Annotated in this window: 24 protein-coding genes; 6 read left to right on the top strand and 18 right to left on the bottom strand. The window is 71.2% G+C overall.

Features of this window, described 5'->3' with window-relative positions; all coding sequences use genetic code 11:
• Positions 1-34 precede the first annotated feature (34 nt).
• A complete protein-coding gene (locus ACIQOU_RS23665) occupies positions 35-1,393 on the bottom strand; it encodes a glutamine synthetase family protein (protein ID WP_401538788.1) in 1,359 nt (452 codons plus the stop codon).
• Between the two features lie 86 nt (positions 1,394-1,479).
• Between ACIQOU_RS23665 and ACIQOU_RS23670 the strand changes: the two genes are divergently transcribed.
• Positions 1,480-2,214, top strand: coding sequence for a FadR/GntR family transcriptional regulator (locus ACIQOU_RS23670; protein ID WP_401538789.1), 735 nt, complete (start codon positions 1,480-1,482; stop codon positions 2,212-2,214).
• 173 nt (positions 2,215-2,387) lie between these two features.
• Positions 2,388-3,074: a gamma-glutamyl-gamma-aminobutyrate hydrolase family protein gene (locus ACIQOU_RS23675; protein ID WP_401538790.1), complete on the top strand. Its 687-nt coding sequence runs from the start codon at positions 2,388-2,390 to the stop codon at positions 3,072-3,074.
• Positions 3,075-3,091: 17 nt separating this feature from the next.
• On the opposite strand, the gene ACIQOU_RS23680 is transcribed toward ACIQOU_RS23675, so the two are convergent.
• Complete coding sequence (locus tag ACIQOU_RS23680) at positions 3,092-4,015, bottom strand: LysR family transcriptional regulator (protein WP_401538791.1); 924 nt, start codon at positions 4,013-4,015, stop codon at positions 3,092-3,094.
• A gap of 70 nt (positions 4,016-4,085) precedes the next feature.
• Between ACIQOU_RS23680 and ACIQOU_RS23685 the strand changes: the two genes are divergently transcribed.
• Positions 4,086-5,279 (top strand): TDT family transporter, encoded by a 1,194-nt coding sequence (locus ACIQOU_RS23685; protein WP_401538792.1) that lies wholly within the window; start codon positions 4,086-4,088, stop codon positions 5,277-5,279.
• 45 nt (positions 5,280-5,324) lie between these two features.
• Here the strand turns inward: ACIQOU_RS23685 and ACIQOU_RS23690 are convergent, their stop codons facing one another.
• The 4 genes from ACIQOU_RS23690 to ACIQOU_RS23705 form a co-directional block, all read right to left on the bottom strand.
• Positions 5,325-6,050: a helical backbone metal receptor gene (locus tag ACIQOU_RS23690; protein ID WP_401538793.1), complete on the bottom strand. Its 726-nt coding sequence runs from the start codon at positions 6,048-6,050 to the stop codon at positions 5,325-5,327.
• A complete protein-coding gene (locus ACIQOU_RS23695; RefSeq protein WP_401538794.1) occupies positions 6,050-6,613 on the bottom strand; it encodes a helix-turn-helix domain-containing protein in 564 nt (187 codons plus the stop codon). Before ACIQOU_RS23695 ends, ACIQOU_RS23690 begins: the two co-directional genes overlap by 1 nt.
• 561 nt (positions 6,614-7,174) lie before the next feature.
• Positions 7,175-9,787, bottom strand: a complete 2,613-nt coding sequence (locus ACIQOU_RS23700; RefSeq protein ID WP_401538795.1) for an ABC transporter permease/substrate binding protein — start codon at positions 9,785-9,787, stop codon at positions 7,175-7,177.
• Positions 9,780-10,865 (bottom strand): glycine betaine/L-proline ABC transporter ATP-binding protein, encoded by a 1,086-nt coding sequence (locus ACIQOU_RS23705; RefSeq protein ID WP_401538796.1) that lies wholly within the window; start codon positions 10,863-10,865, stop codon positions 9,780-9,782. Before ACIQOU_RS23705 ends, ACIQOU_RS23700 begins: the two co-directional genes overlap by 8 nt.
• Before the next feature lie 254 nt (positions 10,866-11,119).
• On the opposite strand from ACIQOU_RS23705, the gene ACIQOU_RS23710 reads away from it, so the two are divergent.
• Together ACIQOU_RS23710 and ACIQOU_RS23715 are read left to right on the top strand one after the other, a co-directional pair.
• Positions 11,120-12,067 (top strand): 5'-3' exonuclease H3TH domain-containing protein, encoded by a 948-nt coding sequence (locus tag ACIQOU_RS23710; RefSeq protein ID WP_401539023.1) that lies wholly within the window; start codon positions 11,120-11,122, stop codon positions 12,065-12,067.
• A gap of 196 nt (positions 12,068-12,263) precedes the next feature.
• Positions 12,264-13,109 (top strand): siderophore-interacting protein, encoded by an 846-nt coding sequence (locus ACIQOU_RS23715; protein WP_401538797.1) that lies wholly within the window; start codon positions 12,264-12,266, stop codon positions 13,107-13,109.
• Between the two features lie 196 nt (positions 13,110-13,305).
• On the opposite strand, the gene ACIQOU_RS23720 is transcribed toward ACIQOU_RS23715, so the two are convergent.
• Positions 13,306-13,887 (bottom strand): GNAT family N-acetyltransferase, encoded by a 582-nt coding sequence (locus tag ACIQOU_RS23720; RefSeq protein WP_401538798.1) that lies wholly within the window; start codon positions 13,885-13,887, stop codon positions 13,306-13,308.
• Positions 13,888-14,123: 236 nt separating this feature from the next.
• Here ACIQOU_RS23720 and ACIQOU_RS23725 point away from each other — a divergent pair, with 236 nt between their 5' ends.
• Positions 14,124-15,074 (top strand): pseudouridine synthase, encoded by a 951-nt coding sequence (locus tag ACIQOU_RS23725; RefSeq protein WP_401538799.1) that lies wholly within the window; start codon positions 14,124-14,126, stop codon positions 15,072-15,074.
• On the opposite strand, the gene ACIQOU_RS23730 is transcribed toward ACIQOU_RS23725, so the two are convergent.
• From ACIQOU_RS23730 to ACIQOU_RS23780, 11 genes are all read right to left on the bottom strand, one after another.
• On the bottom strand, positions 15,068-16,522 hold the full coding sequence (locus ACIQOU_RS23730) for a cytochrome P450 (RefSeq protein WP_401538800.1): 1,455 nt from the start codon (positions 16,520-16,522) through the stop codon (positions 15,068-15,070). The two genes, ACIQOU_RS23725 and ACIQOU_RS23730, sit on opposite strands and share 7 nt — an antisense overlap.
• 52 nt (positions 16,523-16,574) lie before the next feature.
• Positions 16,575-17,195: a GTP-binding protein gene (locus ACIQOU_RS23735; protein ID WP_401538801.1), complete on the bottom strand. Its 621-nt coding sequence runs from the start codon at positions 17,193-17,195 to the stop codon at positions 16,575-16,577.
• The gene (locus tag ACIQOU_RS23740; protein ID WP_401538802.1) at positions 17,176-17,574 is read right to left on the bottom strand and encodes a DUF742 domain-containing protein; all 399 of its coding nucleotides are present in this window, start codon (positions 17,572-17,574) and stop codon (positions 17,176-17,178) included. The genes ACIQOU_RS23735 and ACIQOU_RS23740 overlap by 20 nt, the downstream gene beginning before the upstream one ends.
• Positions 17,571-17,978, bottom strand: a complete 408-nt coding sequence (locus ACIQOU_RS23745; protein ID WP_401538803.1) for a roadblock/LC7 domain-containing protein — start codon at positions 17,976-17,978, stop codon at positions 17,571-17,573. Before ACIQOU_RS23745 ends, ACIQOU_RS23740 begins: the two co-directional genes overlap by 4 nt.
• Positions 17,975-19,567 (bottom strand): ATP-binding protein, encoded by a 1,593-nt coding sequence (locus ACIQOU_RS23750; protein WP_401538804.1) that lies wholly within the window; start codon positions 19,565-19,567, stop codon positions 17,975-17,977. The genes ACIQOU_RS23745 and ACIQOU_RS23750 overlap by 4 nt, the downstream gene beginning before the upstream one ends.
• A 539-nt stretch (positions 19,568-20,106) precedes the next feature.
• Positions 20,107-22,959: a DEAD/DEAH box helicase gene (locus tag ACIQOU_RS23755; protein ID WP_401538805.1), complete on the bottom strand. Its 2,853-nt coding sequence runs from the start codon at positions 22,957-22,959 to the stop codon at positions 20,107-20,109.
• Between the two features lie 134 nt (positions 22,960-23,093).
• The gene (gene tatC, locus ACIQOU_RS23760; protein WP_401538806.1) at positions 23,094-24,041 is read right to left on the bottom strand and encodes a twin-arginine translocase subunit TatC; all 948 of its coding nucleotides are present in this window, start codon (positions 24,039-24,041) and stop codon (positions 23,094-23,096) included.
• A 47-nt stretch (positions 24,042-24,088) separates the two neighbouring features.
• Positions 24,089-24,370: a Sec-independent protein translocase subunit TatA gene (tatA, locus tag ACIQOU_RS23765; RefSeq protein WP_401538807.1), complete on the bottom strand. Its 282-nt coding sequence runs from the start codon at positions 24,368-24,370 to the stop codon at positions 24,089-24,091.
• A gap of 262 nt (positions 24,371-24,632) precedes the next feature.
• Positions 24,633-24,827 (bottom strand): hypothetical protein, encoded by a 195-nt coding sequence (locus ACIQOU_RS23770; RefSeq protein ID WP_401538808.1) that lies wholly within the window; start codon positions 24,825-24,827, stop codon positions 24,633-24,635.
• 10 nt (positions 24,828-24,837) lie between these two features.
• Entirely contained in the window at positions 24,838-25,134 is a 297-nt protein-coding gene (locus ACIQOU_RS23775; protein WP_401539025.1) for a hypothetical protein, read from the bottom strand.
• A gap of 11 nt (positions 25,135-25,145) precedes the next feature.
• Complete coding sequence (locus ACIQOU_RS23780; protein ID WP_401538809.1) at positions 25,146-26,195, bottom strand: helix-turn-helix transcriptional regulator; 1,050 nt, start codon at positions 26,193-26,195, stop codon at positions 25,146-25,148.
• Positions 26,196-26,199 lie beyond the last annotated feature (4 nt).

The following is a 26,199-nucleotide window of genomic DNA, read 5'->3' on the forward strand; positions in this document are numbered from 1 at the left end:
CAACCGGCCTGCGGAATCGGCGGGTTCGGCGGGCTCAATGACGTTCGAAGGAGCGGCGCAGCTCCCAGTCCGTGACGGCGGCGTCGAACGCGGCGAGTTCGACGCGGGCCATGTTGCGGTAGTGCGCGACGACCTCGTCACCGAAGGCGGCCCGCGCGATCGGGCTGTTCTCCCACAGCGCGGCGGCCTCGTGCAGCGACGTCGGCACGTGTGCGTACCCGGCGGTGTAGGCGTTGCCCGTGCAGGCCTCGGGCAGCTCCAGTTTCTGTTCGACGCCGTGCAGTCCGGCGGCGATCAGACCGGCGACCGCGAGGAACGGGTTGACGTCGCCGCCGGGCAGCCGGTTCTCGAAGCGCAGGGAGCGGCCGTGGCCGACGACGCGCAGGGCGCAGGTGCGGTTGTCGTGCCCCCAGGCGACGGCGGTCGGCGCGAACGAGCCCTGCTGGAACCGCTTGTAGGAGTTGACGTTGGGCGCGTACAGGAGCGAGAAGTCGCGCAGCGCGGCCAGTTGTCCGGCCAGGAAGTGGCGCATCAGGTCGGACATGCCGTCGGGCCCGGCCATCGCGTTGGCGCCGTCGGCGTCGGTGAGCGAGAGGTGGATGTGGCAGGAGTTGCCCTCGCGCTCGTTGTACTTGGCCATGAAGGTGATCGACACGCCCTCCTGGGCGGCGATCTCCTTGGTGCCGGTCTTGTAGACGGCGTGCTGGTCGCAGGTGACCAGGGCCTCGTCGTAGCGGAAGACGATCTCGTGCTGGCCGGGGTTGCACTCGCCCTTGGCGGACTCGACGGTGAGACCGGCGGCCGCCATCTCGTTGCGGATGCGGCGCAGCAGGGGCTCGATGCGGCCGGTGCCGAGGACGGAGTAGTCGATGTTGTACTGGTTGGCCGGGGTCAGCCCCCGGTAACCGGCGTCCCACGCCTGCTCGTAGGTGTCCTTGAACACGATGAACTCCAGCTCCGTACCGACCTGTGCGGTGAGGCCGAGTGCGGCGAGGCGTTCGAGTTGGCGGCGGAGGATCTGACGAGGTGCGGCGACCACCGGCGAGCCGTCGTCCCACGCGAGGTCGGCCATCAGCAGCGCGGTCCCCTCGTTCCACGGCACCCGGCGCAGGGTGCTCAGGTCGGGGCGCATCGCGAAGTCGCCGTAGCCGTGCTCCCAGGAGGACATGGCGTAGCCGTCGACGGTGTTCATCTCGGTGTCGACGGCGAGCAGGTAGTTGCATCCCTCGGTGCCGTGTTCCAGGACCTCGTCGAGGAAGAATCGGGCGGCGAACCGCTTTCCCTGCAACCGCCCTTGCATGTCGGGGAAGGCCAGGACGACAGTGTCGATCTCACCGCTGTCGACGAGCGCGACCAGTTCCTCGACGCCGAGCGGGGGTGTGCGGTCTGCCACGGGGGAGCCTCCTTCGGCTACTGCTGTGAGCCGGGAGTCAATAAGGTATTGGGGAGAACCATTGCTTGGGAAGGGGGTAGGGCGGGATGTCGGTGAATCCGGAGGGTGATCTGCGGGATCGGCTGACGCCGGTACTGCGTCCGGTGCGGGCGGGGAACGGCTTCGAGGAGGCGTTGGAGCAGATCCTCCAGGTGGTCCGGCTCGGTCTGGTGCCGGGCGGTGAACGGCTGCCCGCCGAGCGGGAGTTGGCGGAGCGGCTCGGGATCAGTCGGGTAACGCTGCGCGAGGTGCTGAAGGTGCTCCAGGACCAGGGGCTCGTGGAGTCGCGCAGGGGGCGCTACGGCGGCACGTTCGTGCTCCCGCGCACGGACGCGGGCGGCGAGGACGAACTGCGCCGGCGCATCAGCACCGTCGACATAGAGGACGTGCTGCGCTTCCGCGAGGTGCTGGAGGTGGGCGCGGCCGGCCTGTGCGCCACGCACGGGCTGAACGGCGACCGGGCGGCGCGGCTGCGGGCGGCGCTGGCCCGCACCCAGGACGCCCCGCTCGCCGAGTACCGGCGTCTGGACACGCTGCTCCATCTCACTCTGGCCGAGCTGTGCGGCTCGCCGACGCTCACCGCCCAGTACGCGGCGGTGCGCGCCTCGGTGAACGACCTGCTCGACTGCATCCCGCTGCTCGTGCGCAACCTGGAGCACTCGCAGCGCCAGCACGCCGCGCTGGTCGAGGCGGTCCTCGACCAGGACGCCGACGGCGCGCGGGAGATGATGCGCGAACACTGCGCGGGAACGGCGGCCCTGCTCCGCGGCTTCCTGGGCTGAGGTCCCGGGACCGGGTGTGCCCATGGCCGGGCGCCCTGGGCCGGGCGTTCCGGCCCGGTGCATCGACCGGCGCACCGGCCCGGCGTCTCGGTCCGGGGTCTTGGGCTGAAGGTCTTGCGGTGAACCCGCCGAGCCGGTTAAAGGTAGGCACTTACACCTTTGAAGGAGGCTCGGTGACCCCACGGCCGCTGATCGGCGTGAGCACATACCTGGAGACCGGTGCGCGCTGGGGCATCTGGGAGCTGGACGCGGCGCTGCTGCCCGCGGGCTATCCCCGGCTGGTGCAGCGGTCCGGCGGCCTCGCCGCGCTGCTGCCGCCGGACGCTCCGGAACGCGCCGCCTCAGCCGTCGCCCGTCTCGACGGCCTGGTCATCGCGGGCGGCCCCGATGTGGAACCGGCCCGTTACGGCGCCGACCGCCAGCCCCGCACCGGCCCGCCCGCACTCGCCCGGGACGCCTGGGAACTCGCCCTGATCGACGCCGCCCTCGCCGCCCGCGTCCCGTTGCTCGGCATCTGCCGGGGCATGCAGCTCCTGAACGTCGCCCTCGGCGGCACCCTGGTCCAGCACATCGACGGCCACGCGGAGGTGCCGGGGGTCTTCGGACGGCACCTGGTGAGGCCGGTGCCGGGGACCCGGTACGCGGCGGCGGCGCCGGAGGAGACATCGGTGCCGACCTATCACCATCAGGCGGTCGACCGGCTCGGCGCGGGTCTGATCCCGTCCGCCCACGCGGCCGACGGCACGGTCGAGGCGCTCGAACTCCCGGCGTCCCAGGGCTGGGTCCTGGGCGTCCAGTGGCACCCGGAGATGGGCGAGGACCTGCGGGTGATGCAGGCCCTGATCGCGGCCGCGTCCTGAGCCGCCCCGCCTCCCCCTCACCCTCGCGTCAGCGACAGCAGTTCCCTCGCCGGGCCCGTCGGCCGGTGGCCTGTCGGCCAGACCGCGCGGAGGTCCCGGGCCAGGGAGATGCCCGCGACCGGGATTCGGACCAGTCGGCGCATGGCGAGTTCCTCGCCGACGGCGAGTTCGCTGAGGACCGCGGGGCCCGCGCCGCTGACCGCCGCCGCCTTCACCGCCGTCGTCGAGGAGAGTTCGATGAGGGGGCGGGCGAGGCCGCCGAGGGCGGTGTCGAGGACCTGGCGGGTGCCGGAGCCCTGTTCGCGCAGGATCAGGGGGGTCGCGGCGAGTTCGTCGGCGGTGAGGGGACGGCTGCGGCGGGCCCAGGGGTGGCCCGGCGCGGTGACGACGATCAGGTGGTCGTGGGCGATCACCGCGGAGTCCAGCCCGGCCGGCACCCGCACCCCCTCCACGAACCCCAGGTCCGCTTCGTCGGCGAGCAGCCGCGCCGCGACGACCGTGGAGTTCCCGGCGTGCAGGGAGACCGCCGTGTCCGGCCGCCCCGCCCGCAGCGCCAGCAGCCAGCCCGGCAGCAGATACTCGGCGATGGTCATGCTGGCCGCCACCCGCAACCGTGAGTCCCGCCGGTCCCGCAGCGCCTGCGCACCCGCGTCGAACGCCTCGGCCGCCTCGACGATCCGCCGCGCCCAGTCCGTCACCAGGGCCCCGGCGTCGGTGAGCCGTGATCCGCGCGGTGAGCGGTCGACCAGGGCCACGCCCAGTTGCCGTTCCATGGACCGGACGCGGCTGCTGGCGGCCGGCTGGGTGATACCGACCTCGCGGGCCGCCGCCCCCAGACTGCCCAGTCGCGCCACGGCCAACAGCAGTTCCAGCGCGCCCAGGTCCGGCACCCGGTGCGCGAGCACACCGGCGGGCAGGGCACGCCCCTCGTTCTCGCTCATAAACCCAGCTTATGTGCTCATAGGGCAACGCTCCCTGGTCGCCCCCGCCGACCGGAGCGACCGTGAACCCATGGTCCCCGCCACCAGCACCACCGCACCCACCGCTCCCCCGGCCCCGGCCACCCCGGCCGCGTCCCGCCCCCCGCGCCACAGCGCCGTCCGCCATCTCGGCCCGAACTGGTACGCCTGCGTCATGGGCACCGCCGCGGTCGCCGTCGCCGGTGCCGCTCTCCCCGCGCCCGTGTCGGCGCTGCCCGGCCTGCACGCCGCCTGCACGGCCGTCTGGGCGCTGGCCGCGCTCACGCTGGTCGCGCTCCTGGTCGCCCGCGCCCTGCACTGGACCCACCACCGTGATCAGGCCCGCGCCCATCTGCTCGACCCGGCGACGGCACCCTTCTACGGCTGTCTGGCCATGGCGTTGCTCGCGGTCGGCGGGGGCGCGCTCACGGTGGGCCGGGACTGGATCGGGGTGCGGGGCGCCGTGGTCGTGGACGCCGTGCTGTTCGGCGCCGGGACCGTCGTCGGGCTCGTGGCCGCCGTCGCCGTTCCGTATCTGATGGCGGTGCGGCACCGGGTGGAGCCGTCGATGGCGACGCCGGTGTGGCTGTTGCCGCTGGTCGCGCCGATGGTGTCGGCGGCGCTCGGCCCGGCGCTGGTGCCGTATCTGCCGGCCGGGCAGGCGCGCGCGACGCTGCTGCTGGCCTGCTTCGGGATGTTCGGGCTCAGTCTGCTGGCCACGCTGCTGATGCTGCCGTTGGTGTTCGGGAGGCTGCTGACCTGCGGGCCGCTGCCGCTCGCGCTGACGCCGACGTTGTTCCTGGTCCTGGGGCCGCTCGGGCAGTCCACCAGCGCCGTCGGGGCGTTCGCGGACGGGGCGCCCGGGGTCGTTCCGGCGCCGTACAGCGAGGGTTTCGGGGCGCTGGCGGTGCTGTACGGGGTGCCGGTGACGGGGTTCGCGCTGCTGTGGCTGGCGCTGGCGACCGCGCACGTGGTGCGGGCCAGGCGGGCGGGGATGCGGTTCGCGATGACGTGGTGGGCGTTCACGTTCCCGGTGGGCACCTGCGTCACCGGGGCCGCCTCACTGGCCCGGCACACCGGGCTGTCCTGCTACGGCTGGCTGGCGGTCGGGCTGTACGGCGTGCTGGTGGCCGCGTGGACGGTCGGCGCCGTCGGCACCGCGCGGGGCGCGCTCAGGGGCGAGCTGCTCGCAGCGCCGCAGCAAGGGCGCGGGGCACCTCACCCGACGGCGGCCGCCGCCACCTGAGACCCGACCGGGCCGTCTCCGGCCCCGGCACCGTACGCGGTGCGCTCAGCGGCGAGCTGCTCGCAGCGCCGCGCCGAGTACCCGGGGCGCTTCGCCCAACGACGGTCCGTACCAGGTGAGATGGCGTCCGCTGACGAGGGCGCAGGTGAGGTCGGGGAATGCCTCGGGGCCGTCGTCGGAGGTGAAACGGTACGGCTCGTCGGGCAGCACGACGAGGTCCGGGGCCGCCGCCCGCAGCGCGTCGAGCGGCACCCGCGGATAGCGCTCGGCGTGGCCCGCCCAGAGGTGGTCGACGCCGAGGCGGGCGAGCACGTCACCGGCGAAGGTGTCGCGGCCCAGCACCATCCAGGGCCGCCGCCAGACGGGGACGACAGCGGTCGAACGGCGTTCGGGCACCGGCAGCCCGGCCCACGTCTCCGCCGCCTCCCGCAGCCAGCCCGGCCGGTCCCCGGCGCCGCACGCGGCCAGCACCCGGGCGAGTTCCGTGAACGCCCCCGCCACGTCCCGCACCTCGGTCACCAGGACCTCGACGCCCGCGTCGCGCAGGGCGGCGAGGTCGGGGGCGCGGTTCTCCTCCTCGTTGGCGATCACCAGGTCCGGGGTGAGGGCGAGGACCCGGTCGAGCCGGGGGTTCTTGGTGCCGCCGACGCGCGGGACGTCGAGGCCGGCCGGGTGGCTGCACCAGTCGGTGGCGCCGACCAGCGCGCCCGGCACCGACACCGCGACCGCCTCGGTGAGCGACGGCACCAGCGAGACGACCCGGGGCGGCACTACCGTTTCCGGTCCCGGACCGCCTCGATGTGTTCGGAGACGGCGACGACGACCACGCGGGTGTCGGACACGGTCGCCCGCCACCGGTGCCGCACCCCGCCGGTCAGGTACAGGGTGTCGCCCCGGCCAAGGCGGTAGGCGCGGCCCTCGGCCTCGACCTCCACGGCGCCGTCGGCGACGTACATCAACTGGTCGTTGCGGTACTGGAATTCACGGCCCGCGTCATGGTCGCCGGTGAACTCCGAGGCGTGCATCTGATGGTGACCGCGCACCAGGGACCGCGCGCGGGGCTCGCCCGCCTCGCCGGGGTCCGCGCGCACCACGTCGACACTGCACGCCGGGTCGGCGGCCGCGAGCAACTCCACGGCGGTGGTGCGCAGGGCATCGGCGACCTTCTCCAGGGAGGCCTGGCTCGGCCGGGCGCGTTCGTTCTCGATCTGGCTGAGGAACGGCACCGACAGGCCGCTGCGCTGGGCCACGACGGAGAGGGTCAGCTCCAGTGACCTGCGTCGCCGGCGCACGGCCGCGCCCACGCGCAGTGGCTGGTCCTTGTGATCGCCCATGGCTCCGGCTCCCTCCTTCACCCGTCGGCCGTCCGCACGCACCGGAGTCCGGGGCGCGGAACTCCTGTGGAGTTCTCTGCACCTTACGCAGGTTCGGCAAACCGTTTCATGCGGCTGTCACATGCCCGTACACGCCGTGTGCCGTCAATTCGCCATCTCACGGCGGGAGATGGGGCCGCAGGACCGGCCGGGCACCGATCCCTCCATCGGGACGAACACCCTGGCCAGCGGGGATACGGGGCCCCGGCGGCCGGTGCCGGGCACAGCGCGTTGCCCGTGGCCTCGACCAGTGACGGCGCACCCGCCCTTCAGTTCAATGCGCGAACGTCCGTCCGTGTTCCCCTCGGTGGACGCTCCCTGGCAGCGGACGCCCCCGCACCCGAGTTCTGGGCAACGGTATAGCGCTCTGTGGTTGGCCGAATCTTTTCCGTACAGAACGTCCCCCTCGAACACGCCTGTCGAACGTCCCCCTCGCCCCCGGACATGGCCGAGGGGTGGGCCTCGCCGCGCGCGGTCAGGGCGCGGGGGAGGCCCACCCCTCGGGAGGTGGCGGGTGCCGGGTTACTGCGGGGTCATCCGGTCGACCATCTCCGGGTGCTTCTTGAGCCAGGCGGCGACGGCCGCCTCCTCCTTGCCCTGGCCCATCGTGTTGATCTCGCTCTCCAGGCTGCCGAGTTCACTCTCGGACATCCGGAACTTCTTGATCCACTCGGTGAGCTGGGGGTACTGCTCGGGGAACTTCTCGTTGGAAATGGTGCGGATCGTGTTGCCCTCGCCGAAGAGCTTCTTGTCGTCCTTCAGCTTGGTGAGGTCGTAGCGGCTGTAGGCCCAGTGCGGCGACCACAGGACGACGGCGACCGGCTTGTGCTGGGCGTAGGAGCGCTTCAGCTCGGCCAGCATCGCCGGCGTGGAACCGTCGACGACCTGGTACTCCTTGTCCAGCCCGTAGCCGGGCAGCACCTTCGTCTTGAGCAGGTTCATCTCACCGGTGCCTGGCTCGATCCCGATGATCTTCCCGTCGAAGGTGGACGCCTTGCCCTTGAGGTCCTCAAGCGTCTTGACGCCCTTGACGTAGGACGGGACGGCGACCTCCAGGGACGTCGGCTGGTACCAGGTGCCGAGATCCTTGAGCTTGTCCTTGCTCTTGTCCCAGTAGTTCTGTTGCGCGTACGGCAGCCAGGCGTCGAAGTTGAGGTCGAGATCCCCTGCGGCGAGGCCGGTGTAGACGGGGCCGACGTCCATCTGCTTCAGGTTCAGCCGGTAGCCGCGCCGCTCCAGGACGTTCTTCCAGAGATAGGTGACGGCGACGTCCTCGTCCCACGGGAACCAGGCGACGTTCACGGTCCGCTTGGTCTCGGCGGCGGCCTGGGCGTTCTTGACCGGGGCCAGCTTGTCGACGAGACCCGGGTGCTGCTTCAGCCAGGTGCGCACGGCGTCCTGCTGCTTGCCCTTGCCGACCTTGTTGATCTCGGCCTCCAGGCTGGTGAGCTGCTTCTCGCTCAGCTTGAAGTCCTTCAGCCAGCTGCCGACGGTCGGGTTGTCGTCGGCGAACCCCTTGCGGGACAGCGTGTGCACGCCGTCGCCCTCGCCCCAGGCGCCCTTGGGGTCCTTGAGCTTCTTCAGGTCGTAGTCGTTGTACGCCCAGTGCGGGGACCACAGGGTGACGACGATCGGCTCCTGCTTGCTGTACGCGCGCTTCAGCTCGGCCAGCATGGCGGGCGTCGAGCTGTCGACGACCTTGTACTCCTTGTCGAGCCCGTACTCCTTGAGCACCTTGCTCTTGAGCAGGCTCATCTCACCGGCGCTGGACTCGATGCCGGTGATCTTCCCGTCGAAGGTCGACGCCTTGCCCTTCAGATCCGCAAGGGAGTTGACGTCCTTCATGTAGGCGGGGACGGACAGCTCCAGGGACGTCTTGTCGTACCAGGCGCCGAGGTCGTCGAGCTTGCTCCCGTACTTCTTCCAGTACTGGGCGTGTGTCGTCGGCAGCCAGGAGTCCGTCTCGAAGTCGACGGTGCCCTGGGCGAGCGCGGTGTAGAGCGGCCCGGCGTCGAACTGCTTGGCGTCGACCTGGTAGCCGCGCTGCTCCAGGATCTCCTTCCAGAGGAACGTGGAGGCGACGCCCTCGTCCCACGGGATGTAGCCGAGGGTGAGCTTCTTGCCCTGGCCGACGTTCTTGCCGTCGGCGACCTGGGTGGAGCCTCCGGAGGCGCCGCCGAAGATGCCCATGCCGCCGGCCACCAGAGCCAGGACGACGACGCCGACCACGGCGATCTGCGGGCTGGGCCGGTAGGACCAGATCTTCAGGCCCCCGGCGGCCCGGGCCTTGGCGGCGGCGCGGCGGCCGAGCGGGGAGACCTGGCTGCCCAGGGCGCTGGTCATGCGGTCGAGGTAGATCGCGAGGATCACGATGGCGACGCCGGCCTCGGAGCCGAGCCCGACGTTCAGCTGGCCGATGGCCTCGTTGACGTCGCCGCCGAGGCCGCCGGTGCCGACCATGCCGGCGATCGCGGCCATCGACAGGCCGAGCATGATGACCTGGTTGACGCCGGCCATCACGGTCGGCAGCGCCAGCGGCAGCTGGACCCGGAGCAGGGTGTCGCGGGGTGAGGTGCCGAACGCCTCGGCGGCCTCGACCAGTTCCTTGTCGACCTGCCGGATGCCCAGCTCCGTCATGCGCACGCCGGGGGCGAGCGCGAAGATCAGGGTGGCGACGATGCCGGCGGAGGCGCCGGTGCCGAAGAACAGGATCGCCGGGATGAGGTAGATCATCGCGGGCAGCGTCTGCATGAAGTCGAGGACCGGGCGGACCAGTCCGCTGACCCGGTCGGAGCGCGCCGCCCAGATGCCCACCGGTACCGAGATCACCAGCGCGATGATGGTGGCGACCAGGACGAGCGAGAGGGTGACCATCGCGTCGTCCCACAGTTCGAGGGAGTCGATGAACGCGAACCCCACGAAGGTCAGGACACCGGCGAGGGTGCCGCGCAGCCAGAACGCGAGCACCGCGAAGATACCGGCGAGGAGCAGCGGTTCGGGCGCCTGGAGAACGGTCTCGATGCCGTCGTAGGTGCCGGTGCAGACGGTCTTGAAGAACTCGAAGAGCCAGTTCACATGGGCGAGCAGCCAGTCGACGGCGTCGTTGACCCAGGTACCGAGCGGAATCCTAGGCATGGGCCACCGCCTTGCCGTCGTTGCCCGTTGAGGAGTCGCAGGCACCGGGCGCGCCCTGCTCGTCCCCGATGAAGCCGACCAGACGCTGTCGCCCCACGACGCCCACCACGTGGCGTTCCGTGTCGAGGACGGCGACGGCGTGGCTCAACCGGGCGCTGATCGCGCAGAGTTCGGTGAACGGCGTGTCGGGCGTCGCGGTCTCGCAGGCGCAGTCGGCCTCGTCGCCGCGTACGTCGGTGTCCATGACGGCGCCGGCGGTCAGGACCCGGGAGCGGTCGACGTCCTGGATGAAGGAGGCGACGTAGTCGTTGGCGGGGCGGATCAGGATGTCCTCGGCGCTGCCGGTCTGGACGATCTCGCCGTCGCGCATGACGGCGATGCGGTCGCCGAGCCGCATGGCCTCGTTGAGGTCGTGGGTGATGAACACGATCGTCTTCTTGAGGGTCTGCTGGAGCTGGAGCAGCTGGTCCTGCATGTCCCGGCGGATCAGCGGGTCGAGCGCACTGAACGACTCGTCCATGAGCAGCAGATCGGCGTCGGTGGCGAGCGCGCGGGCCAGGCCGACGCGCTGCTGCATGCCGCCGGACAGTTCGTCGGGCCAGGATTTCTCCCAGCCGCCGAGGCCGCACAGGGCCAGCGCCTCGGCGGCCCGCCGCTCACGCTCGGCGCGGGGCACGCCCTGCACGGCGAGGCCGTAGGCGGCGTTCTCCAGCACGCTGCGGTGCGGGAAGAGCGCGAAGTGCTGGAAGACCATGCTGATCTTGTGGGCGCGGACCTCGCGCAGCTCGCGGTCGCCGAGGGCGGTCAGGTCCTGGCCGTCGAACAGCACCTGGCCCGAGGTCGGCTCAAGAAGGCCGTTGAGCATGCGCAGCAGCGTGGACTTGCCGGACCCGGACAGGCCCATCACGACGAATATCTGCCCCGGTTCGACCGTGAAGGAGGCGTCGATGACGGCGGCGGTGATGCCGTCGGCGCGCAACTCCTCCCGGTCAGCCCCTTGTTGGAGCCGTTCAACACTTTCGTCGGGACGTCTGCCGAACACCTTGTACAGGTGCTGGGCCTCAAGTCTGGAGGACACAGGTACCTCTTGTCTCGGCGGCAAGGGAAGGAGACGACAGCGCCGCACACCACCGTTCAGTTGAATGAGCAACCGGTATCGCTCCGAGGCGGCGCCTGCCCCCACCGGTACGGACCAAACGCAAGAGTGTTCCAGGTCACATTTCCCTGGAGCCTCGGTCGCATTTCCCTGGAGCCCGGGTCGCGTTTCCCTTGAACGGTGCACGTCACACACGGGGTCGCGCCGGACCGTGGCTGTCAGTGGCGTGCGGCATGATGCGGGACGTGACCGGACGACTGATGCTCCTCGACACCGCCTCGCTCTACTTCCGCGCCTACTTCGGCGTCCCGGAGTCCGTGAAGGCTCCCGACGGCACGCCGGTGAACGCCGTGCGCGGACTCCTCGAATTCATCGACCGCCTGGTCAAGGACCACCACCCGGACGCGCTGGTGGCCTGCATGGACGCCGACTGGCGCCCGCAGTGGCGGGTCGATCTGATCCCCTCCTACAAGGCGCACCGGGTCGCCGAGGAGCGCGCCTTCGGCCCGGACGCGGAGGAGATCCCGGACACCCTCTCCCCACAGGTCCCGATCATCGAATCGGTCCTGGACGCGCTCGGCATCGCGCGCGTGGGCGTCGCCGGCTACGAGGCGGACGACGTGATCGGCACGTTCACGGCGCGCGCGAGGGGCCCGGTCGACATCGTCACCGGCGACCGCGACCTCTACCAACTGGTCGACGACGCGCGCGGGGTGCGGGTCCTCTACCCCCTCAAGGGCGTCGGCTCCCTCGCGCTGACCGACGAATCCGCCCTGCGTGAGAAGTACGGCGTGGACGGCCGGGGTTACGCGGACCTGGCGACCCTGCGCGGCGACCCGAGCGACGGCCTGCCGGGCGTGCCGGGGGTCGGCGAGAAGACGGCCGCGAAGCTGCTCGACGCGTTCGGGGACCTGGCCGGGATCATCGCCGCGCTCGACGACCCGAAGGCGAAGCTGACGCCGACCCAGCGGACGCGCCTGGACGGGGCCCGCCCGTATCTCGCGGTGGCGCCGAAGGTCGTCAAGGTGGCCGACGACGTCCCCCTCCCGGACGTCGATCTGACCCTCCCGCACGCCCCGCGCGACCCCGCAGCCCTGGACGCGCTGGGCGCCCGCTGGGGCCTGGGCAACTCCCTGCACCGCCTGCTGATCACGCTGGACGCGCAGAAGAGGCGCGAGCGCTGACCGGCGCTGCCCGGCCCGCGTCCGTTGTCCACACGGGGTTCTCGTATAAGTGAATGACCTTCTCGTCGGCCAGGAAAGCGGCTCTGACCTTGGGGTAGATTCATTTTCGGCCCGGCGGGCGGGAGCCGCATCACCGAGGCGAGCAGGGGGAAGATGCTAACTTAGGTATACCTAAGTCAGGGACACGGAGGTCGTCATGGCAGAACGCCCGGCACGCAAGCCACGCAAAGCCCACTCCGCGCAGGTCATCCGTACCGAACGGCTGACACCGCAGATGCAGCGCGTGGTGATCGGCGGCGAGGGTCTGGCCGGGTTCTCCGCGGACACCAGCACGGACCACTATGTGAAAATCCTGTTCCCCGCCGGGGGAGCGACCTACCCGGAGCCGTTCGATCTGGAGCGCATCCGCGCGGAGTTCCCGCGTGAGCAGTGGCCGGTGACCCGCACCTACACGGTGCGCGAGTGGAACGCCGAACTGCGCGAACTGACCCTGGACTTCGTGGTCCACGGCGACGAGGGTCTCGCGGGCCCCTGGTCGGCCCGCGTCCAGCCCGGAGAAACGGTCCGCTTCATGGGCCCCGGCGGCGCCTACGCCCCCTCCCCCGACGCCGACTGGCATCTCCTGGCCGGTGACGAGAGCGCGTTGCCCGCGATCGCCCGCTCCCTGGAGTCGCTGCCGACGGGTGCCACGGCGCACGCCTTCATCGAGGTGGCCGGGCCCGAGGAGGAGCAGAAGATCGACTCCGATGTGGAGGTCGTCTGGCTGCACCGGGGTGGGCGTCCGGTCGGTGAGGCCCTCCTCGAAGCCGTGCGGGCGCTGGAGTTCCCGGCGGGCCGGGTGCACGCGTTCGTGCACGGCGAGGCGCACTTCGTGAAGGAGCTGCGTCAACTGCTCCGCGTCGACCTGGCGTTGCCGCGCGAGGACCTGTCGATCTCCGGGTACTGGCGGCTCGGCCACAACGAGGACGGCTGGCAGGCCTCCAAGCGGGAGTGGAACGCGCGCATCGAGGCCGAGCAGGAGGGCACGCCCCCGGCCGCGTGACCCCTCGCGCCCGGCGGAAGCGGCGGCCCCTCCGGCGGAAGCGGCGCCGCTTCTCCGCGTTTCCGGGGCACTGCGGGCCGACGCCGGGGCAGGTCGGGCGGGTCGGCCACGGAAGAACGGACGGGCGGGAGTCTCACGTCCGCGCGCCGGCGCGGGGCGCGCTGAACTGCCGTTCGCGGCAGGCACGTTGGGCAGGTCAGTCGCCGTGTATCCGTGCGTGGAGATGCATGTCGTGCCAGCCGTCCGCGTGCAGGACCGCGCTCCGCTTGGTGCCCTCCAGCGTGAACCCCGCCTTCACGGCGACCCGGCAGGAGGAGTCGTTGCCGACGGCGTGCTGGAGTTCGAGGCGGTGGAAGCCGATGTCGTCGAGGGCCCAGCGGGCGAGGGCGGTCGTGGCACGGGCGGCGATGCCCTGCCCCCGGGCGGCGGGAACCGTCCAGTACGCCATCTCGGCGCTGCCCTCGTCAAGGCGGACCTCCCGCAGCGCCGCCCGCCCGAGCAGCACGCCGGTACCGGTGTCGACGACAGCCCACTGGGCGATGCTCTCCTCGCCCCACCCCGCGATCCACTCCCCCAGCCAGCCCCGCACCTCGTCCTCGGAATCGGCGGTGCGGGCATGCCACCGCTGAAGCAGGGGGTCCTGGAAGGCGGCGTGCACGGCGGGCGCGTCCGCCTCCCGGAAGGGCCGCAGCACCAGCCCGTCACCGGTGGGAAGGCTGGGCTGCGGGGTGCGGGCGAGCGTGCCGGGCGGCAGAACGGGACCGATCAGATAGGGCATGAGGGCATCGTCGCAAGCGAGCGGGCAGGGGCCCACCGATTTTCGGGGCAACGGCGGTGCGGGCCCCGAGAGCGAAGCGGCCGAGGTCCGCAGACCAGCGGCTGCCCGCTCCACCCGGGGTTCGGCAGCGCACCCACCCGACCGGAAGCCCACCGCCCTCCCCGCGTCGCACACCGAACGGCTGTCCGGCCCGCGCCGGTCACCCGCTCCCGCCCCGCCTCGTACCCTTGGCCAGCGTGACCCGTCGACGTCGTGTGCCGCCCTCGCCCCTCCCCCAGCGTGAAGGGGTCGACGCGGTGCGGGTGCGGTTGCCCCTGGACGGGACGTGGGCCACGGTGCGTGAACACCTGGTCGAGCGGCTGTCGGCGGACGCCGAGACCGTCACCGGGATGTTCGAGGCGGGCCGGGTCGTCGGCGAGGACGGTCGGCCGGTGGCGCCGGACGCCGGGTATGTGCCGGGCCTGTTCGTGTGGTTCCACCGCGATCTGCCCACCGAGGTGCCGGTGCCGTTCCCGGTCGAGGTCGTGTACCGGGACGCGCATCTGGTCGTCGCCGACAAGCCGCACTTCCTGGCCACCGTCCCGCGCGGCAGCCATGTCACCGAAACCGCCCTGGCCCGGCTGCGCCGCGAACTGGAGCTGCCGACGCTGGGCGCCGCGCACCGGCTCGACCGGCTCACCGCCGGGCTCGTGCTGTTCACCGTGCGCCCGGAGGAACGCGGCGCGTACCAGGCGCTGTTCCGCGACCGACGGGTGCGCAAGGAGTACGAGGCGGTGGCGCCGTTCGCTCCCGGGCTCGCGCTGCCCCGGACCGTGCGCAGCCGGATCGTGAAGGAGCGCGGGGTGCTGGCCGCCTACGAGGTCGAGGGCGAGCCGAACGCCGTGACCCGTGTCGAACTGGCCGAGCACCGGGCGGCCGACGGGCTCGGCCGGTACCGGCTGACGCCGACGACGGGGCAGACGCATCAGCTGCGCGTCCACATGAACGCCCTCGGTGTCCCCCTCCTCGGTGACCCGCTGTACCCCGTGGTCGCCGACCGGGTCCCGGCCGGCGACTTCCGGCGCCCTCTCCAACTGCTGGCGCGCACCCTGGAGTTCACCGATCCGGTGACCGGGATCGAACACCGCCTGCGCAGCACCCGCACCCTCGAAGCCTGGTCGTCGCCCGCCGCCTGGGCCGGTCAGTAGCCGCGCCACCACCTCACGAACCGCTGCCAGGCGCCCGGTTGGGGTGCCGCCTCCTCGGTCTCCGGCGCGGCGGGGGCCGGTTCGGGCTGGGCGGCGGCGGGGACACCGACCCGGCGGCTGTCGCGGGGCGGCGGGAGCGGCTTGTGGCTCGGTTTGGCCATGACGTCCTGCTGCTGCTTCGGCTCGAAGGCCACCGGCAGCTCCACGAGGTGGCGGGAGGAGATGGACTGGGTCCAGCTCAACTCCTCCTCGGGGACGGCGAGTCGGATGTCCGACAGCCGCATCAGCAGCGCGTCGACGCCGGTGTCCGCGATGCCACGGGCGATGTCCTGCCCGGGGCATTCGTGCGGGCCGCCGCCGAAGGCGAGATGGGAACGGTTGCCCATCATGTGGGCGGTGGGGTCGGGCCGTACCCGGGGGTCGACGTTGCCCGGCGCGATACCGAAGAGCAGCCCGTCGCCCCGCTTGATGTGCTGGCCGCCCAACTCCGTGTCGTGCTTGGCGTAATAGGCGAAGACGGTGCTGAACGGCGGTTCGTCCCACAGGGATTGCTCGACCGCCTGGGGCACGGTCATCTGGCCGCCGTTGAGCCGGGCACGGAAGCCGGGGTCGGTGAGGACCATGCGCAGCACGTTGGCGGTGAGGTTGACGGTGGCCTCGTAGGCGGCCATCAGGACCAGCCAGAGGTGCTTGGTGACCTCGTCGTCGGTGAGCTGGGCCGAGTCCAGGACGAGGTGGCTGGCGAAGTCCTCGGTCGGCTGCTGCCGACGGCGCGCGGTGAGCCGTTGCAGCGCGTCCAGGACGTAGCCGTGGCTGGCGATCGCGGTGTCGGAGCCCTTGAGCATGTCGCGGGCGGCCTGCACGAGCCGGTCGTTGTACTCCTCGGGCATGCCGAGGACTTCACAGATCACGGCCATCGGCAGATGCTCGGCGAACTCCCCGACGAGATCGGCGCTGCCGCGCTCGCAGAACTGGTTCACCAGGTGCTGGGTGGAGCGGTAGATGTAACGGCGCAGGCTGCGGTGGTCGATGGTGGCCATCGCGCCGGTGACCGCGCCGCGCAGCCGCAGTTGCTCGTCGCCCTCGGCGTAGGAGCAGATGGGCTCCCAGGCGATGTGCGGCATCAACGGGTGGTCGGGCTTGATCATGCCTTCGATGAGCGGGGTCCAGATGCGGCTGTCGCGGCAGAACGCCGAGGGCGTGCGCACCATGTGCAGGTTCTCGGTGTGGCCAAGGACGACCCACATCGGGACGTCGTCGTGGAGCAGTGCGGGCGCCACCGGGCCGTGCTCTTCGCGGAGTTGCTCGTAGAGGGCGGCCAGGTCCTCGGCCTCGGGGCCGTAGAGCCGGTGCAGTCCGCCGGGGCCACGGCCGTGCGCGGGGCAGCCGGGCGGCGGACTCGACGTGTCATCGTCCGTTCCGGTCGTGGTGGTGGGTTCAGGCGTCACGGTGGTCGCTCCGGGGAAATCCGTTGTCGTGAGGGGGAGTTGGGCCGGCAGGTCAGGTGAGGGCGCCGGTCGTGGCGAGGGAGTGCAGGAAGTGCATCAGCGTCATCAGGACGTCCCGGCTGGAGGCGCGGCGGCGCGCGTCGCAGTCGACGATGGGGATCTCGGCGGAGAGGTCGAGCGCCGCCCGCAGATCCTCCACGGGGTAACGGGGCGCGTCCGGGAAGGAGTTGACGGCGACGACGAACGGCACGCCGCGCTCCTCCAGGCGCCCCATGACGTCGTAGCTGACCTCCAGGCGCCGGGTGTCGATGAGGACGACCGCGCCGAGGGCACCCTCGAACAGGCCGTTCCACAGGAACCAGAAGCGTTCCTGGCCGGGGGTGCCGAAGAGGTACAGGACGAGCTGGTCGGTGATGCTGATGCGGCCGAAGTCCATGGCCACGGTGGTGGCGGTCTTGGAGTCGGAGCCGTAGTTGTCGTCGACGCCGACCCCGGCCTGCGTCATGGTCTCCTCGGTGGTGAGGGGCCGGATCTCGCTGACCGCCCCGACCATGGTCGTCTTGCCGACGCCGAACCCGCCCACGATGACGATCTTCACCGCGGCCTGGGTGGTGTGCGGGAGATGGTCCTCGGTGCGCGGACCGGGGAGGGTGTCAGAGCCGTTGAAGTCCATGCATCACCGCTTCGAGGAGGGAACGGTCGGGAAGCGCCTGACGGACGATCGGGGCGCGCGCCTGCACCAGTTCGGCCGTGAGCAGTTCGGTCAGCAGGACGGTCACCGAGCTGAACGGCAGGCTGAGGTAGGCCGAGAGTTCGGCCACCGAGAGGGGTGCCGCGCAGAGCCTGAGCAGCGCGGAGTGCTCCGGCGTGGCGGACGGGGACGGGGTGGCGCGGGCCACGACCAGGGTGACGAGGTCGAGGTCGGCGCGTTCGCCGCCGGGCCCTGCCACCACGTACAGGCGCTCCGGGATCTTTCCGTCGCCCTCTTTGGCGGGTTGCGGTGGCGGCGGCCCGGCAACGGCCTGCCGCCGCCTGCGGCGCGGAGGGGTCATACGGGCTGCCCGTTGTGCCGGGGCGGGCTGGTGAGGTGGGCGCCGATCCGCACGACGAGGTCACGCATCCGGTTGCTCATCAGACCGGGTTCGGCGACGACGTCGGAGAGGACGGCGAGATAGGCGTTGGCGCCGGCGGCCATCAGGTAGAAGTAGCCGCCGTTGATCTCGATGATGACCATCTTCATCCGGCCGTCGCTGTCCGGGATCTCGTGGGCGACGGCGCCCGCCAGGCTCTGAAGTCCGGCGCAGGCGGCGGCGACACGGTCGGCGGCGTCGGGGTCGCCGCCGTAGCGGGCGATGCGCAGGCCGTCGGCGGAGAGCACCACGATCATCTCGATGCCCGGTACGCCGTCGGCGAGATCCTTGAGCATCCAGTCGAAGTTCGCGCGCTGCTGGATCACTTGAGGTCCCTCTCGTCGTCGGCCTCGGCACGGGCCGGCTCGGTCTTCGGCTGGGTGAACGCGGTGGGGTCCGGGTCGCCCTTGAGGCCGCTCATGAAGGCGTCGACCCACAGGCCGGGTGCGGGTTCGTCCGGCTCCGGCGCGGCCGGTGCCACGGGCGCGGACCAGGCGGAGTGCGCCTCCAGGGCATCGCGCTCGGTGCGTTCCATGGCGGCCTGTTCGGCGAGCCGCCTGCTCAGCGGCACCTTCATCCGGCTGCGCCGCTGCGGCAGTCCGCCGGCCGTCCATTCGGTGATCTCCGGTACCTCGTCCTCCATGGAGACATGGGCCGGGATGCGCGGGCTGGTGGGGCGGCGCTTCTTCGGGGGGCGCTTGGGGCCTTCGAGCGCGCCGAGTTCGATCTTCGGGACGGCGGTGGCGCCGATGCCGTGGGCGATGCCGGGTGCCGGGTCGTTGGTCATCATGGCGCGCGGCACGACCACCACGGCACGGACCCCGCCGTACGCGGAGGAGCGCAGCGAGACCTGCATGTCGTAGGCGGTGCACAGGCGGCCGACGACAGCGAAGCCGAGGCGCGGGGCGTCGCCGAGGTCCTGGGTGTCGCCGCCCGCCTTGGCCCGCTCCAGCAGGTTCTCGACGCGGGCCCTGGCCTCCTCGCTGAGGCTGACGCCGGCGTCCTCGATCTCGATGGCGACGCCGGTCTGCACCTCGGTGGCGGTGACGTGGACCTGTGTCTGCGGGGGCGAGTAGCGGGTGGCGTTGTCGAGGATCTCGGCGCAGGCGTGGATGACCGGCTCGACGGAGACGCCGCTGATGTTGACGTTGGCGATGGAGTCGAGCGAGATGCGCCGGTACTCCAGGATGCGGGACATGGCGCCGCGCAGCACGCTGTACAGCGGGACGGGCTCGGGCCACTGCCGGCCGGGGCGGCCGCCGCCGATGACGGAGATGGAGTCGGCGAGCCGGCCGATCAGGGCGGTGCCGTGGTCGATGCGCAGGAGGTCGTCGAAGACCTCGGGGTTGCGGCCGTGGTCCTCCTCCATCTCCCGGAGTTCCTTGGCCTGTTGGTGGACGATGGCCTGCACGCGGCGGGCGATGCTGACGAAGGAGCGGTGCGAGGAGTCCCGCACGGCCTCTTCCTTGTCGACGATGTCGAGCACCGTCTTCAGCAACCGCAGCTCGGCGTCGGAGAGGTCGCCGTAGGACGGGTCGATCTCGTCGATCCTGCGAATCACCTCTCCGGGTGAGATTCCGCGGCGCATCCGTTCCAGCGCGACGGGCGCGATCTCGTCGGCGAAGCGGATCATTCCCTGGTCGTGGTCGACGATCCGCTGTTCCAGGCGCACGATGCGACGGTCGCTCTCGGCGCGCAGCGCCCGCAGGGCACGGCCACGCCGGACGGCTTCGGCGGCCGTGGCGATCACCAGGACCGTGGCGACGGCGCCGCACCAGCCGACCGCGGTCCTGGCGGACTCCGCCACCGTGGCGACGGCGCCTCCGGTCGCCGCGGCCAACAGTATGGCGGGCAGCAACAGCACGCGCGCGTACGGGAGTTCGCGGCGTCCGGGTGGGGTTTGAACACTCACCATGTAGGCCTCTGAAACGAATCGACTGGGGGCATGAAGGGGCTGTCCGGGACTTTCGGAATATTGGGGAACAAACGCACGATTCCAACTCAACTCGGTGCGCTGCGGGCGAGCTTAGTCCGACCGGATCAACCCCGTGTCATATCCAGCAACCCCCTGAAACCCGCCCCCCAACAGGAGTACCCTCGATACTTTTGCCACGCAGAGAACCCACCCGACCACACCAAGTAACCCCCACACCCCAAAAAACAACCGCCAGGCACCCCCACCTGACGGCCAACCTCACACACTCAACAAACGCCACCCCTCACCCACCCAGGAGGCCCGGCGAACTCCCCAACAAACGCCAACCCCCACCCACCCAAGGGGCGCGGGGAACTGCGCGACAAGCCACAACGCACCCGCAGCCTGCTCACCACCCCCACAAAAACGGCGCAACTCAGCTCAGGGGCGCGGGGAGCTGCGCATCTCAGGCGCGCGAAGAACCACGCATCCCAGGGGCGCGGGGAACTGCGCAAAACGCCCGCCCCCAAAGAGACGCCTCACCCCACCGACGAGTACGCCACAACCCCCCGCAACACCTGATCCACCGCCTTACGCGCAGCCCTCCCCACCCCAGAGCCCTCCGCAGGAGAAGCCGCAGACACCTGCCCCAACACATCAATCACCTGCTTGCACCACCGCACAAAGTCCCCCGCCGGCATCTCCGCCTCCCGCAACACCTCATCGAGCCCCTTCCCGGAGGCCCACATGTACACGGCCCACGCGAACCCGAGATCCGGCTCCCGCTGCCCGACCCCCTCGGTCTGGGAGATCCGGAAGTCCTCCTCCAGCGCATCCAGCCGCCCCCAGATCCGCACCATCTCCCCGAGCGCGGCCTTCGCCTTCCCGGCCGGCAGCTTCGGCGCCATCGCGTCGTCGCTGACCCGCGCCTCGTACACCAACGCCGAGACGCACGCGGCGAGTTCAGCGGGTTCGAGCCCCTCCCACACACCGGCCCGCAGGCACTCGCTGGCGAGCAGGTCGAGTTCGCCGTAGAGCCGGGCGAGCCGCTTGCCGTGCTGGGTGACCTCGTCGCCGCGCAGATAGTCCAGCTCGGTCAGGAGCGCGACGATCCGGTCGAAGGTCCGCGCGATGGTGTTGGTGCGGCCCTCGATGCGCCGCTCCAACTGCGAGGTGTCCCGCATCAGCCGGTGATAGCGCTCGGCCCACCGGGCATGGTCCTCCCGCTCGTCGCACCCGTGGCAGGGGTGCGCGCGGATCGCGGTGCGCAGCCGCGCGATCTCCCGGTCGTCGGCGGCCTGCGCCCGCTGCTTACGGGCCCGCTCCGGCGGAATGTGCCCGGCCTTGGTACGCAGCGCGGAGGCGAGGTCACGACGGGACTGCGGCGAGCGCGGGTTGAACGACTTCGGAATCCGCATCCGGTCCAACGCCTCGACCGGCACCGGGAAGTCCATCGACGCCAGCCGCTTGACCTGCCGTTCCGCGGTGAGGACCAGCGGGCGCGGCCCGTCGTGGTGCTCGAAGCCGCGGTGGCCGTTGGACCGCCCGGCGGGCAGCCCGGGGTCGAGGACCAGGGCGAGCCCGGCGTACTTGCCGGTCGGCACGTGGATGACGTCGCCCGGCTTGAGCTTCTCCAGGGCGACGGCGGCCTCGGCGCGCCGCTGGGCCACCCCCTGCCGGGCCAGCTCCGTCTCCCGGTCCTTCAACTCCCGGCGCAGCCGCGCGTACTCCTCGAAGTCACCGAGGTGGCAGGTCATCGAGGCCTTGTAGCCGTCGAGCCCCTCCTCGTTGCGCTGCACCTGCCGGGAGATCCCGACCACCGACCGGTCGGCCTGGAACTGCGCGAACGACGTCTCCAGCAGCTCCCGCGACCGGTGCCGCCCGAACTGCTCGACGAGGTTGACCGCCATGTTGTACGACGGTTTGAAGCTGGAGCGCAGCGGATACGTCCGCGTCCCGGCGAGGCCCGCGAGGTGCTCGGGGCTGATCCCGCGCTGCCACAGGACGACCGCGTGCCCCTCGATGTCGATGCCCCGGCGGCCCGCGCGGCCGGTCAACTGCGTGTACTCGCCGGGCGTGATGTCGGCGTGCTGCTCGCCGTTCCACTTGACGAGCTTCTCCAACACCACCGAGCGGGCGGGCATGTTGATGCCGAGGGCGAGGGTCTCGGTGGCGAAGACCGCCTTGACCAGGCCGCGCAGGAACAGCTCCTCGACGACCTCCTTGAACGACGGCAGCATCCCGGCATGGTGGGCGGCGATACCGCGCTCCAGGCCCTCCAGCCACTCGTAGTAGCCCAGGACGTGCAGATCCTCGGAGGGGATGGACGCGGTGCGCTCCTCGACGAGGGACCGCACCCGCTCCCGTGCCGCGTCGTCGTTGAGCCGCAGCCCCGCGTACAGACACTGCTGAACGGCGGCCTCGCAGGCGGCGCGGCTGAAGATGAAGGTGATGGCGGGCAGCAGGCCCTCGGCGTCGAGCCGCTCGATGACCTCGGGCCGCCCGGGCGTCCACACCCGCGACCGCTGGCGGCGTTCCCGCTCCCGGTCGGCGTCGCGCATCGCCCGGCCGCGCTTGCGGTCCTGGAAGGAGGTCCGGCCGGCCTCCATCCGGGCCAGCCGGGTGAGGTCGGGGTTGACGGCTTTCTTCTGCCCCTCGCCCTCCTCGAACAGGTCGTACATCCGTCGCCCGGCCAGCACGTGCTGGAACAGCGGAACCGGCCGGTGCTCGGAGACGATCACCTCGGTGTCCCCGCGGACGGTGTCGAGCCAGTCGCCGAACTCCTCGGCGTTCGACACGGTCGCCGACAGGGAGACCAGGGTCACCGACTCGGGCAGGTGGATGATCACCTCTTCCCACACGGCGCCCCGGAAGCGGTCGGAGAGGTAGTGCACCTCGTCCATGACCACATACCCGAGGCCGATCAGGGCCTGGGAGTTGGCGTACAGCATGTTCCGCAGCACCTCGGTGGTCATCACGACCACCGGGGCGTCGGAGTTGACGCTGTTGTCACCGGTGAGCAGTCCGACCTTGTCGGCGCCGTAACGGCGGCTCAGGTCGGCGTACTTCTGGTTCGACAGCGCCTTGATGGGGGTCGTGTAGAAGCACTTCTTGCCCTGGCCGAGAGCGAGGTGGACGGCGAACTCGCCCACGATCGTCTTGCCGGAGCCGGTGGGTGCCGCGACCAGGACGCCCTTGCCCGCCTCAAGTGCCTTGCAGGCCTCGATCTGGAAGGGGTCGAGGCCGAAGTCGTACATCTCGCGGAAGCCCGCGAGTGCGGTGGCCTGCTCGGCTGCCCGCAGGCGGGCTGCCGCATACCGCTCGGCCGGTGAGAGATCCTCTGTCATCGTGCTTTCGAGCGTACCGGGCCCCACTGACAACGTGACGATCATTATCCGGATCGCGTTCGGTAAACCTCTGGTCCGCGCAGCTCACGGGGATACGGCGACGGCCCGCCGGTCGCGTGGGCGACGGACGGGCCGTGCGGATGGTGCAGGCGGTGCAGGCAGTGCGGACGGTGTGGACGTCAGGTGACGTCGTCGTAGCCGTTCACCCGGTCATGCTCGGTGCCCAGCTCCGGCAGCGCGCGGGCGGAGGGCACCGACTCGACCTCGCCGATGTCCGCCGGCGTGAGGTCCAGCTCGGACGCCTCGTCGTCATCGGGGCCCTCGGCCTCGCGGCGCTTCTTGCGGCGGTCGTTGAAGAGGGCGAAACCGGTGGCCAGGAAGTACAGACCGACGATCGGGGTGGCCAGCGAGAGCATCGAGATCGGGTCGACCGTCGGCGTCGCGAACGCCGCGAAGATCGTGACACCGAGGATCATGCCGCGCCACCAGCCGAGCATGCGGCGACCGGTGACCATCCCGGTGAGGTTGAGCATGACGAGCAGCAGCGGCAGCTCGAAGGAGAGACCGAAGACGATCACCATGCGGGTGACCAGGTCCAGCAGGTCGTCCAACGGGAGCAGGTTGACCGCGTCGGTGGGCGTGAGGGTGATCAGCGCCTTGGCCGCCGCCGGCAGCACGTGGTACGAGAACCACGCGCCCGCCAGGAACAGCGGAACGCCCGTACCGACGAACGCGTACGCGTACTTCCGCTCGTGCCGGTGCAGGCCGGGCGCGACGAAGGCCCAGAGCTGGAAGAGCCACACCGGGCAGGCGATGACGACACCGGCCGTCAGCGCCACCTTGATCATCAGGGTGAACGGCCCGAGCAGACCGGACACGGTGATGTTGCCGCAGACTCCGTCGCTCTGCTTGGCCAGCTCCGAGAACGACTTGGAGCAGCCCACGGCGTCCTGGATCGGCCCCGTGAGCAGATTGATGATTTCCTGGTAGTACACCGCGCCGATGACCGCGCCGATGACGATCGCCAGCATCGCTTTCGCGAGCCGGTTGCGCAGCTCACGGAGATGATCCACCAGAGGCATCCGCCCCTCGGGGTCCCTCTCCTGCTTGCGGGAAGACTTCAGCAACCCACGTTCCCATCTCGTAGCGGACCGGAGATCACCGGCCCCGCAGTTCAGCGCTTGGTCGTGTCCGTGGGCTCGGTCACCGGGCGGGAGCTGTTCACGTCGCCCGGGGCGGCCTGGATGGTGCGCTGCGCCTCACCCGGAGTGGGCGGGTCGGCCGGAGCCGTCTCGCTGCTGCTGCCCTCGCTCTTCATCGCCTTGGCCTCGCTCTTGAGGATGCGCGCGGACTTGCCGAGCGAGCGCGCCATGTCCGGAAGCTTCTTCGCGCCGAACAGCAGGATGATGACGACGAGGATGAGAATGATCTCGGGGGCTCCGAGCCTTCCGAACATAAGTCTTTACCTTCTCACCGAGGCGGCTGGGTGGGGGTGCCGTCCGACCGGTCGGACACACGTCCGATCGATCGTGCTGACAGCGATCGTAACGCTCAGGGGTGAACGTGAGGCAATCCCCGTGCGTACTCCCGGGTCCGCGGTCCGGGCCTCGTTCTCCGGGTCGCGACCAGCAGCGTACCTGCCGCGACCGTCGGCGTGACAGGGAGAAGTGACGCAAAACGCCCCAGCCCCCGCACTCACATGATCCCCACAGCCGCACTCACAGCGCGTCCACAGCCCGGGCCGTCCCGGCGGCGGCCCGCTCCAGGTCCTCCGCGGCCCGGTTGATGCGCCGCGCCGAGTCCGTGACCTGCGCGCCCAGCCGCCGCGCCGCCAGGAACACCCGCACGGCGAACACCCCGAGCACCACAAGACCGAGGAACCCCACCGCCACCGCGACCATCGCCCAGAACATGAGGGGGAGCCTAGACGGTGGAGTGCAGGCGCAACGTCCTGACCCCGCCCCCGGTCAGCAGCTCCACGATCCGCTCCCCGGCCGGCTTGCGCACCAGCGCACCGCAGTCCGGGCAGGTGAAGGAGTAGAACGTGGTCCGGCTCGTCGCACCTATCGCGAGGCGCAGCGCACTCGCGGCCAGCTCGAAACGCCCCCGGCACTCCGGGCAGCCCGCCCGGAACAGCACCGGCGCGACACTTCTCATCCCGGCGAACGCGGACGCCACCGACACGCCCCGCACCTCGACCCCGGACATCGACTCGGACATCGACGACTCGCTCACAGCCCCTGCTCCCGCCTGTCGCACTCCCCGTCGTGAACCCCGGCCCCGGCCACCCCGGCCGCCCCGTCATCGGCGTACGCCCCGAGCGCGTCGAGCGCCGCCCGCCGGGCACTGTCGGCCAGAGCGGCGGGCGACACGATCCGGCCGTCCCCGCCCAGCCGCAGCGCCAGCCTCCGCAACGACGCGGGCTCCGGCGTGCGCAACGTGATCCGCAGCCCGCCCCCGGCCAGCTCCTCCGCACTGTCGTGCGGGTAGTACTCCGCGACCCAACGGCCCCCGGGCCCCACCTCGACGACCACCTCCGGGTCCTCGGCGGCGGGCTGCACCAGCCCCTCCGACAGATCCCGCAGCTCCACCTCCGGCGGCGCCGACGGCTCGTCGAGGATCTTGATCTCGGCGACCCGGTCCAGCCGGAACGTCCGCCGCGCCTCGGACCGCCGGCACCACGCCTCCACATAGGTGTGCCCGACGCTGACCAGCCGGATCGGGTCGATCTCCCGCTCGGTGACCTCGTCCCGGGCCGGCGAGTAGTAGCGAATCCACAGCCGCCGCCGCTCCGAGATCGCCCGGTCGACGTCCGCGAAGACCCCGCCCTCCGACTCGAACGTCACCGACAGCCGCGCACTCGCCCCGGCCGCCTCGCCCGCCGCCGTCTCCACCTTCGCCGTCGCCCGCAGCAACGCCTGCCGGTCGCTCTCCCGCAGCCCCGGCAACGTCGCCACCGCGCGCGCGGCCACCAACAACGCCGTCGCCTCGTCCGCCGCCAACCGCAACGGCTCGGCGGCCTCTGCGGCCAGCGCGGCCGGGTTGTGCCACCAGATGCGCTCACCGTCGGTGTCGATGTCCAGCAGATCACCGCCCCGGAAACTGGTGCCGCACATCGGCAGCACGTCCAGGTCCGAGACCAGCTCGTCCTCCGTGACCCCGAACGCGCGGGCGACGTCCTCGATACGGGCGCCCGGACGCTCCCGCAGATACGTCACCAGCGAGAGCATCCGCCGGGTCTGGTCGATGGCGTTGACGGCCCTGACCGGTTTGCCTGCCACAGTG

It is taken from the genome of Streptomyces sp. NPDC091279, assembly GCF_044757465.1.
Taxonomy (GTDB): Bacteria; Actinomycetota; Actinomycetes; order Streptomycetales; family Streptomycetaceae; genus Streptomyces.